Raw genomic sequence first — 9,607 nt, 5'->3', positions numbered from 1 at the left:
TCACGCACGGTTCTTAGGGGGGTGCGGACTGGTAACAGTCCAATCCTACCCGACAAAAGACAGCAGGAGTGGACGGAGTTAAATCCCTGTCCCCAGAAACAAGAATTTGCCTCACAGGACAATTGAAACTTACAGGAAAAAGTAAACCAACTCGTCGGGTTTGGATACCCAAACCTGGAAAGGAAGAGAAACGTCCATTAGGTATTCCCACAATGTACGACCGAGCTTTACAGGGAGTAGTAAAAGCTGCTCTCGAACCAGAATGGGAAGCTCTTTTTGAGGCTTCATCATATGGTTTTAGACCAGGACGCTCATGTCACGATGCGATAAGACACATCAAAGACTCCATTCAATCCAAAGCCAAGTATGTTTTGGATGCGGATATTGCCAAATGTTTCGACCGCATTAACCACAATGCCTTACTCCAAAAACTGAACCACAAAGGTAAAGTCAGAAGTCAGGTAAAAGCCTGGCTAAAAAGCGGGGTCATAGATCAAAAGGTATTTGCTGCAACTAAAGAAGGAACACCGCAAGGTGGAGTATGTTCGCCATTATTGGCAAATATTGCCCTTCATGGGTTATCGCAAAAGCTACGAACATACATCGTTGGAGTACCTTTAAGATATCCCAATGGTAAAAGTATGAAAAAGGACGACAAAATAAGTTCGCTAACTTACATTAGGTATGCCGATGATTTTGTGGTTCTACATAGCGAAAAAGCGGTAATTCTTAGATGTCGAGAAATTATCTCGGATTGGTTAAATGACATTGGGTTGGAATTAAAACCAGAAAAGACCAGATTAACTCACTCTCTTCTTTGTGAAGAGAGTGAAGACGGCATTGCTGGATTCAACTTCCTTGGATTCAACATTATTCAACGTTCGGCTGGAAAATACGTTAGTGCCAGAAATAAACAAGGTCAAGTACTTGGATTTAACACCTTCATCACCCCTACCAAAGAGTCAGTCAAGAATCATCTTGACAAGATTGGAGAAACACTTAAAGCAAAAATGAATGCTCCACAAGGAGATGTTATTGCTACTTTAAATCCAATCATAAGAGGATGGTCTAACTATTACAAATTCTCAGATGCAAAAACTTGCAAAATTCTGAAGAAAATAGATAACTTAACCTACCTCAAACTTAGAAGATGGGGAAAAAGAAAAACTGGAAGCACCAAAAAAGCCAGCACGAAATACTGGCATAAAGTAGGTAAGAAAAATTGGGTTTTTTCAGCAATCATGAATCGTGCAAAACCGTTTATATTGATGGAACATGACGAAGTTGAGTGCAGCAGCAACAGTTATGTCAAAGTAAAAGGCGACATTAGCCCTTACGATGGAAACCTAGTTTACTGGAGTACCAGAAGGGGTAGATACCCAGACACGCCAAACCGTAAGGCAAGGCTGCTTCGTTATCAAAAGGGTATCTGTCTATGGTGTAACTTGAGGTTTCGTGAAGATGACATCATCGAAGAAGACCACATACTAGCCCGTGCGTTAGGAGGAAAAGATGAATGGGAAAATTTACAACTTCTTCACGGACATTGCCATGACGAAAAGACGGCACTTGATTTGATTGATATACGAGACAATAACATAGCCAAATACTTCAATGAAGTAAATAACCAACTTAGTAAAACAAGTTGGCAATGGATAGATGATTGTTTAGTTGTTAATTAAATTTAGAGCCTGGAGTCCGTATAAGACAGATGGCAAGCACATTGAGTAGCCGAGTGAGGCGAAAGTTTCACGCTCGGTTTCGGAGGAGAGGGGAGAAGTAGAAATACTCTCCTCGACTCTAATTCGTTCAAAGTGTTGGTTTGGTAGAATCTGTACGTAAAATAGGGTCACAAACAAGCACTTCTAAACGTTACTATCTCAATAGTTTTAGCAGTAACGCGAGCCTATTGGCTAACGCAGTTCGTAGTCATTGGGGAGTTGAGAATCGTCTTCATTGGGTCTTAGATGTTGGATTTAAAGAAGATGATTGCCCAGTTCACTGCGATCATGCCCCTGAAAACCTATCTCAATTAAGAAAGATGTCACTAAACCTTCTTTGCCAGGAAAAGACTCTAAAAATCGGTGTAGCCAACAAACGGCTCAAGGCAGCCTGGGATAATAATTATCTGGCCTTAGTTTTAGGAATTTAATTACCCATTAAATTCCTTCTCAATAAACTCTGAAATGTTTGTTTTCCAATTTAAAGAACAAGGCATGGCTTTGAGATGCCAAAATTTGCTTTATATATCCTTGTTTCTTTTATATAAAGGTTCAGAAATGTTGTTTTTCAACTTATCGGATAAGTTGATTTTAATAAATTCATTCTAACTACTTTTTTCTTCTAATTAAGATGCGTTTGCCCTGTCATCGCCAATTAAGCCATTGTTAAAACTACCAATCAAAGCCCCATCGATATTCCCTGCTGTTACTTTTCCCATACTGTCTGCCATACTCAAACCAATCCAGATAGTAAGCAAGCCAACTCCTTGAGTAATAATGGTTTGCACTTTGGCAGAAAGACGATCTTTCAACAACAACCCTAAAGCAGTACCCAAGAAAACGCTAAAAATATTAATCCAAGTACCGCTGGTTTTTGTCCAAAAATCTAAATTCAAAATGATCAAGGTGTTAGAAGATAAGTAAATCAAGAATACCCAATCTTATTACTGCTAAGATGAAAATCTGAGACAGATAATGATAAAATCTTGTGGAAATAACTTTTTTAGGTACTAGTTCTGGCGTTCCCACGCGATCGCGAAATGTATCCAGCGTAGCTCTACGATTGCCCCAACGCGCTGAAATATGGCTGTTTGACTGTGGAGAAGGAACGCAGCACCAACTGCAAAAAAGCGGTCTCAAAAGTTCCCAAATAAGACGTATTTTCGTGACCCATATGCACGGCGATCATACTTTTGGCTTAATGGGGTTAATTGCTAGCTGTGGTTTAGCTGGTAGCGGTCAACCAATTGATATTTATGGACCAAAAGGTCTAAAGGAATATCTTTTTGCCGCTGCTAAATATTCTTACATGAATTTTGGTTCGCGTTTGAAAATTCATACTGTCGAGTCTGGTTTACTCTATGAAGACAAAGAATTTAGCATCAGTTGCCAATTACTCAAGCACCGAGTACCCGCACACGGTTATCGTGTAGTTGAAAAAGATCGCTCGGGAATGTTTAACTTAGAAAAGGCTCAAGCTTTGGGCATTCCTCCAGGGCCTATTTATGGCAAACTTAAGCAAGGAGAAGTTGTTACTCTCGAAGATGGTCGCAAAATTAACGGTAAAGATCTTTGCGGTCAACCAGAAATAGGTAGAAAATTTGTCTACTGCACCGATACAGTCTTTTGCGATGGGGCGGTGGAATTAGCTCAAGATGCCGATGTTTTAATTCACGAGGCTACCTTTGCCCATCAAGATGCGGATATGGCATTTGAAAAGATGCACTCTACAACTACGATGGCTGCCCAAGTTGCCCTGTTGGCAGGAGTGAAGCAACTTATCATGACTCATTTTAGCCCCCGTTATGCTCCTGGCAATCCTATTCAGTTGGACGATCTCAAGCAAGAAGCTAAAGCAATTTTTCCTCAGACTAAGCTAGCTTATGACTTTTACACTCATGAGATTCCCAGACGTAGGGAAGAAAAGAACAAGAAAGTCAAAGTTGCAACTTAATCTTGTAAAGATATAACTGAGTCTAACTAATTTATATTTAGCGATCGGGAATTATAAATAAAGTCAAACACTTTATAAAATATTTTTCATGAAAGTAAACTATTTTCTCAGTAAGTCTCAAATTGCCGTTAACAAGACAACACATGTCGATGTTATTATCAATTTTCAGGGCGAAGATAGTCCTGAAAATAGTCGCCGTCCGATTAATCTTAGTTTAGTATTAGATCGTTCGGGTTCGATGAGTGGTAGCCCTTTACGCAATGCACTTAAAGCAGCCGAACAATTAGTCGAATTTCTGCAACCAGAAGATTATCTATCGGTAGTTGTTTATGATGATGTAGCCGAAACGGTTATTCCTCCCCAATTAGTTACAGACAAGAAAGCAATTAAAGCAGCAATTAAACAGATTCGCGCTAGAGGAATCACTAATCTGAGTGCGGGGTGGTTGATGGGATGCGACAAGGTACAATCTCAGCAAACATCCCAACTCCTCAATCGAGTTTTATTATTAACCGATGGATTGGCTAATATGGGAATTGTCGAGCCTTCTATTTTGGTTAACACTGCCAAAGAAAAAGCCGAAGCGGGAATCATGACTACTACTTTGGGATTTGGTAGTTATTTTAATGAAGACTTATTGATCGATCTCGCCGAAGCTGGTGGTGGGAATTTTTACTTTATTCAGTCAGGGGATGATGCAGCTAACGTCTTTAATATAGAAATGGAAAGCTTGACTTCTGTTGTCGGACAAAACTTGACGGTTGACTTATCTACCAAGAATAAGACTCAGGTTGCAGAAGTGTTAAATAAATACCCTTCTCAGACACAAGACAGCGGTGTAGAGGTATTTTTAGGCGATGTATATCGGGTTGAAAGCAAGCCTTTAGTATTAAGGTTTAGTATACCTGCGATCGCCACCGAGGGAACGGTTGATTTGGGCGTGATTGAATATAGTTATGAAAAAGTCGTCGACGGTAGTATTAAAAAATTTAGAGATAGTTTTCCTTTATCTATAGGGGTAGTTTCGTCAGAAGCAGCTAGCAAAGTGGAAATTAACGCTGATGTGACTCAGCAAGCAAGTCAACTCAGAATTGCCCAGAAGAAAGAAGAAGCCGTTGCTATAGCCGATAAAGGAAATTATCAACAAGCAGCAGAAATATTACGCCAAGCGGTAGCAGAATTAAAATCTCAGGCATTAAACGAATACTTTGAAATCGCCGAAGAAATCGAACAATTAAAATACTATGCCCAACGTTTGGATGATCGCCGATTCGATCTTAGCATTCGTAAAGAAATGCGCGATCAATCCTATCAGGCGCAGAAACGCGATCGCGAGGATCTAAGATTAAGAGGTACTAGTGCGGGTGCATCCAATAGTTTAGATATCGTTACCGAAGCAGGAGACGGAATAGTCTTAAAATGCGATCGCATTAAAGGAAAGTTACGGATTCGCGTAGTTTCTGAAGGTTACGATCCTGACTTCAACGTTCAATTTCCTCGTAGCATCAGAGAAGAAGGAGCGAGTTATCTTGTAGACAAAGTAGAACTTTCCGCTAACGGTACTTTTTATCGAACTGTCGGGGATATACGCCGTCTGCTCAAACCAGGAGAAAAATTAGCTACTGTTACTACCAGAAATACCAATTTCCAAAAAGCTAAAGTAAAGGGTACGGCTGCGGATCTGCCAACCACTGATACAGTAGGAGATGGCGTACTCGTTCAATGTCTCAAAGAAAAAAGCAAATTAAGAGCGAGGGTAGTATCTGATGGCTACGATCCTAACTGGAATATGCGCTTTCCTCGTAGCATTCGTGAGGAAGGAATGATGTATGTGGTGGATGAGGTAAAAGAAAGCTCTCAAGGTGGATTTTATCTAGCCTATGGTGAGATTAAGAAATTTGTTCAGTAATTTAAACAATATTTTCTTGGGGCGAACAACCATTCGCCCTCATCTTATTCGATTTTAATTTTTGAGGAATTGAAGTTTATCGACCAAGATAACGAGATGCCATCCTCATTGCATCTGCCAGATCGACATCCCCATCACCATCAGAATCTAGAAAACCATTAACCACAGGATTATTTGCCTGCACGTTTCCCCTTTTGTTCCCAGTTTTCAGTAAATTTAAGACTAGGGGAACTAATATTGGTAGCAGAGAAATAATAGTTTTAGAGTTCAACCCAGTACGCGAACTAATTTGCTGGATCATATCCTGCAATTGGGAGTTGCTAAACAAAGCAGATAAAACTTGTGAGTTAGCCTGAGTCCCCCCAAATTGATTGACTAGTTGATTGACTTGACCCATATTGCCATTGTTGCGTTTTTGTTGTAGCGCAGACTTGGTATAATTTCCCACAATCGACATGGCAGATTGTATCGCATCGGGATTGGCTTGATTGCTTCCGCTTAACTGTTGCACCGTATCCAGAATTGAGCTTAGTTGATTGGTGCTTGCTTCTTGTTCGGGATTATCGATCGCACTTAAAATTTGATTAAAAATACTCATGGCTATTATTTTACTAAATTCTTTTGCTCCATTGATCATTATCGACATTTTTAAAGCAATATTTATAGAGTCAAGGGGAAATCAATTTTAGATAATATATACAGTAGTTAATGATTGGTTGATAATTTGGTAATGAGCGATCGCAAGCTGGAACAGTTAAAAGATTTATTTCAAGGTATGGAACGGGCATTAATTGCTTATTCTGGAGGGGTAGACAGTACTCTGGTAGCCAAAATAGCCTACGATGTTTTAGGCGACCGAGCTTTGGCAATTACCGCTGTATCTCCTTCCCTACTTCCTGAAGAATTAATCGATGCTCAAACCCAATCCGCACAAATAGGGATCAAACATGAGTTGGTAGAAACCCATGAAATGGATAATCCAGACTATACTTCCAACCCGATTAATCGTTGTTATTTTTGCAAAAGCGAACTCCACGATACCTTGAAGCCATTAGCCTTACAACGGGGTTATTCTTACGTAATAGATGGGGTAAATGCCGACGATCTCCAAGACTATCGCCCAGGTATCCAAGCTGCCAAAGAAAGAGGTGCGCGATCGCCTTTAGCCGAAATAGGAGTTAGCAAAGCTGAAGTTCGAGAAATTTCTCGTAGTTTGTGTTTGGCTTGGTGGGATAAGCCCGCCCAACCCTGTCTTAGTTCTCGTTTTCCCTATGGTGAAGCTATCACGGTAACTAAACTACAGCGTGTAGGTAGAGCAGAAATATACTTGCGCAAACTGGGCTATCAAAATTTACGGGTGCGATCGGCTCAAGATACGGCAAAAATAGAATTACCTGCCGAAGATATTACTGCCTTTGTTCGGGATGTGGATCTTCCTCAATTAGTTAAAGCTTTTCAAGACTTGGGCTTTGTTTATGTCACTCTCGATTTGGAGGGTTATCGTAGTGGGAAATTAAATCAAGTGCTACAATAAGTATGTATTGATAAATCAAAAACTAAAGAGCTATGGTTGAAAGACTGAAAAGTTGGGAGTCTCCTCGTAAAAGAGGGCGCAACAACAAAGGGAAAGGGGGTTCTGCAAGGGCGAGACAGCTACGCAAAAGAGAACAAATGATGCGTAATAAGCTCAAACAAAATAACGAAACGAAATCTCAAAAGCCACAAGGCGATAGGGGGAGGGAAATTATTCCCTCTCTTTTTTTTTCATTTTAATACTCGGAGAGTGACAGAAGAGGGATAGCTATCTTGTCCCAAAACTACCAAAGATAGCCTGGCTGCTTCGCTAACTTGTGGATGGGCATCTTTAGCCAGAAACTTAAGAGCAGAAATACTTTTTTCCGTTTCTAACTTGCCTAACGCTTCAGCAAGTCTTTGACGAATCAACCAATCTTCCGAATCAGCAAAAGTCAGAATTTTTTCGACGGCTTCGACGGCTTTAATTTCTCCTAGTGCTGCGATCGCAGCTTGCTGTAAGATAACCTCATCACTATCCAAAGCACTCATCAATAATTCTTTGGCTCGAATATCCTGTAAGTTCCCTAAAGACACCGCCGCACTAAACCTAACTAGCCAATTATCGTCCTCATAAAAAGCTCTGGTTAAATGTTCAAAAGCACGAATATCGTTTAGATAACCTAATGCACCTGCTGCATCGGCACGGATACCATAATCAGGATCTCCTGCTAATAAATCGATCAAAAGAGGAAAACATTCTGCTGTTGGTTTTATTCCCAAAGCAAATACTGCCATTGATCGCACAGGAAGGATTTCATCATTTAAGACTTTTTTTATTAAGGGTACGGCATCCTCTGGATCGACTTCCCTTAAGGAAGTTAAAGCTAACAGGCGGTCCTTAGAATTAGAGCTTTCCAGTTGAGCAGCAATTTTTTCTAAATCTGGCATTATTATAAAAACTAAATTATCTCAATAAATAAGCCTCCACCATACAGCAGAGGCTTATTTATATTATGAATGCTAGATCGGACTAAAAGTACTATATTCAGTAAATTAGTCTAGGTCAGGCATAAATAGTGTTGGTTCGGTTTCGCGTTCGATACCCTTTTCAAAACCACCAGAAGCAGCTCTAGCTCGACCTGCGTGCCACAAGTGACCCACTAGGAAGAAGAACGCCATAATGAACTGGAATGAAGCCAACCACTGACGAATATTTACGAAGTTAAAGGAGTTAGACTCAGTGATAATACCACCAACAGAGTTGATCGAAGCATTAGGAGCATGAGTCATATACTCAGCAGCACGACGTAGTTGCCAAGGCTGAATGTCATTTCGGATTTTGTCTAGGTCAATTCCATTAGGACCGCGCATTGGCTCTAGCCAAGGACCGCGGAAATCCCAAAAACGCATTGTTTCTCCACCAAGGATGATTTCACCAGTAGGAGAACGCATCAAGTACTTACCAAGACCAGTAGGACCTTGGGAAGAACCAATGTTCGCACCCATTTGTTGGTCGCGAGCTAGGAAAGTAAAAGCTTGTGCTTGAGAAGCTTCTGCATTGGTAGGACCGTAAAACTCACTAGGGTAAGCAGTGTTGTTGAACCAGATATAGCAGGCAGCTATAAACGACATCAAAGACACAGCACCAATACTGTAGGAAAGATAAGCTTCACCATTCCAAATCAAAGCACGACGCGCCCAAGCGAAAGGCTTGGTCAAGATGTGGAAGATACCGCCGGAAATACAGATCAAACCGATCCAAATATGACCGCCGATGATGTCTTCCATGTTATCAACACCAATAATCCAGCCTTCTCCACCAAAAGGAGCAGAAGTTAGATAGCCAAAGATTGCGCCAGGGTTGAGGGTCGGGTTAGTAATCAAACGAACATCACCGCCACCAGGAGCCCAAGTGTCGTATACGCCACCAAAGAACATTGCCTTGAATACCAATAGCAATGCACCAAGTCCAAGCAGGATTAAGTGATAACCAATGATATTAGTCATTTGGTTTTTGTCTTTCCAATCTTGGCTGAAGAAATTAGAATATTCTTCTAATTTTTCAGGACCGCGAAGTGCGTGGTAAATTCCACCCAAACCAAGTACGGCAGACGAAATTAGGTGCAATACACCAACTACGAAATAGGGAAAAGTGCTAATCACTTCACCACCAGGACCTACACCCCAGCCTAATGTTGCTAGGTGAGGAATAAGAATCATACCCTGTTCGTACATGGGTTTTTCTGGTACATAGTGGGCGACTTCAAAAATAGTCATTGCACCAGTCCAGAATACGATTAAGCCAGCGTGAGCGACGTGCGCGCCCAGTAGCTTACCAGAAAGATTGATTAAACGAGCATTACCCGCCCACCAAGCAAAGCCTGTGGAGGATTGATCGCGACCTGCACCAATGGCAGGATTAGAGAGCGTTACCACGTGGTAGAACCTCCTCTGGGAATTCAAAGTTTTGATGTGGTTGGTCTTGTGTTGCCATCCATGCTCTTAGAC

9 protein-coding genes and 2 pseudogenes are annotated in these 9,607 nt (G+C 41.0%); 6 read left to right on the top strand and 5 right to left on the bottom strand.

What is annotated here, in order from left to right; translation table 11 throughout:
- Nucleotides 1-68: 68 nt before the first annotated feature.
- Nucleotides 69-1,682, top strand: coding sequence for a group II intron reverse transcriptase/maturase (gene ltrA / locus I4641_RS22475; RefSeq protein ID WP_229642821.1), 1,614 nt, complete (start codon nucleotides 69-71; stop codon nucleotides 1,680-1,682).
- A gap of 125 nt (nucleotides 1,683-1,807) precedes the next feature.
- Nucleotides 1,808-2,152, top strand: a pseudogene (locus I4641_RS22470) (ISAs1 family transposase); the annotation flags it as partial.
- A gap of 195 nt (nucleotides 2,153-2,347) precedes the next feature.
- Here the strand turns inward: I4641_RS22470 and I4641_RS22465 are convergent.
- On the bottom strand, nucleotides 2,348-2,617 hold the full coding sequence (locus I4641_RS22465) for a DUF554 family protein (RefSeq protein ID WP_229642819.1): 270 nt from the start codon (nucleotides 2,615-2,617) through the stop codon (nucleotides 2,348-2,350).
- Between the two features lie 92 nt (nucleotides 2,618-2,709).
- On the opposite strand from I4641_RS22465, the gene I4641_RS22460 reads away from it, so the two are divergent.
- The gene (locus I4641_RS22460) at nucleotides 2,710-3,675 is read left to right on the top strand and encodes a ribonuclease Z (RefSeq protein ID WP_229642818.1); all 966 of its coding nucleotides are present in this window, start codon (nucleotides 2,710-2,712) and stop codon (nucleotides 3,673-3,675) included.
- Between the two features lie 88 nt (nucleotides 3,676-3,763).
- The gene (locus I4641_RS22455; protein ID WP_229642817.1) at nucleotides 3,764-5,584 is read left to right on the top strand and encodes a VWA domain-containing protein; all 1,821 of its coding nucleotides are present in this window, start codon (nucleotides 3,764-3,766) and stop codon (nucleotides 5,582-5,584) included.
- 76 nt (nucleotides 5,585-5,660) lie between these two features.
- Here I4641_RS22455 and I4641_RS22450 read toward each other — a convergent pair whose 3' ends face one another.
- Complete coding sequence (locus tag I4641_RS22450; protein WP_229642816.1) at nucleotides 5,661-6,182, bottom strand: hypothetical protein; 522 nt, start codon at nucleotides 6,180-6,182, stop codon at nucleotides 5,661-5,663.
- A gap of 132 nt (nucleotides 6,183-6,314) precedes the next feature.
- On the opposite strand from I4641_RS22450, the gene larE reads away from it, so the two are divergent.
- Both larE and I4641_RS22440 read left to right on the top strand, forming a co-directional pair.
- Entirely contained in the window at nucleotides 6,315-7,118 is an 804-nt protein-coding gene (larE, locus tag I4641_RS22445) for an ATP-dependent sacrificial sulfur transferase LarE (protein WP_369426870.1), read from the top strand.
- A gap of 32 nt (nucleotides 7,119-7,150) precedes the next feature.
- The gene (locus I4641_RS22440) at nucleotides 7,151-7,357 is read left to right on the top strand and encodes a hypothetical protein (protein ID WP_229642814.1); all 207 of its coding nucleotides are present in this window, start codon (nucleotides 7,151-7,153) and stop codon (nucleotides 7,355-7,357) included.
- Here the strand turns inward: I4641_RS22440 and I4641_RS22435 are convergent.
- From I4641_RS22435 to I4641_RS24360, 3 genes and pseudogenes are all read right to left on the bottom strand, one after another.
- Nucleotides 7,349-8,047 carry a HEAT repeat domain-containing protein gene (locus I4641_RS22435; RefSeq protein ID WP_229642813.1) on the bottom strand — a complete coding sequence of 233 codons (699 nt, stop codon included), beginning with the start codon at nucleotides 8,045-8,047 and terminating at the stop codon, nucleotides 7,349-7,351. The two genes, I4641_RS22440 and I4641_RS22435, sit on opposite strands and share 9 nt — an antisense overlap.
- Before the next feature lie 105 nt (nucleotides 8,048-8,152).
- Nucleotides 8,153-9,535: a photosystem II reaction center protein CP43 gene (gene psbC / locus I4641_RS22430; RefSeq protein ID WP_229642812.1), complete on the bottom strand. Its 1,383-nt coding sequence runs from the start codon at nucleotides 9,533-9,535 to the stop codon at nucleotides 8,153-8,155.
- Nucleotides 9,519-9,607 (bottom strand): annotated as a pseudogene (locus tag I4641_RS24360) (photosystem II protein D2); the annotation flags it as partial. The pseudogene I4641_RS24360 and the gene psbC, both read right to left, overlap by 17 nt.

Source organism: Waterburya agarophytonicola KI4, from assembly GCF_020640915.1.
In the GTDB taxonomy this organism is placed as follows: Bacteria; Cyanobacteriota; Cyanobacteriia; order Cyanobacteriales; family Xenococcaceae; genus Waterburya; species Waterburya agarophytonicola.
Note: the sequence above shows the minus strand (reverse complement) of the source record. Positions and strands in the feature narration are given on the sequence as shown.

What these genes read in the sequence shown, in the direction of transcription:
- I4641_RS22450 (WP_229642816.1), bottom strand. Translation starts at nt 6,182, where the DNA reads ATGAGTATTTTTAATCAAATTTTAAGTGCGATCGATAATCCCGAACAA.
- I4641_RS22455 (WP_229642817.1), top strand. Translation starts at nt 3,764, where the DNA reads ATGAAAGTAAACTATTTTCTCAGTAAGTCTCAAATTGCCGTTAACAAG.
- I4641_RS22440 (WP_229642814.1), top strand. Translation starts at nt 7,151, where the DNA reads ATGGTTGAAAGACTGAAAAGTTGGGAGTCTCCTCGTAAAAGAGGGCGC.
- I4641_RS22435 (WP_229642813.1), bottom strand. Translation starts at nt 8,047, where the DNA reads ATGCCAGATTTAGAAAAAATTGCTGCTCAACTGGAAAGCTCTAATTCT.
- larE (WP_369426870.1), top strand. Translation starts at nt 6,315, where the DNA reads ATGAGCGATCGCAAGCTGGAACAGTTAAAAGATTTATTTCAAGGTATG.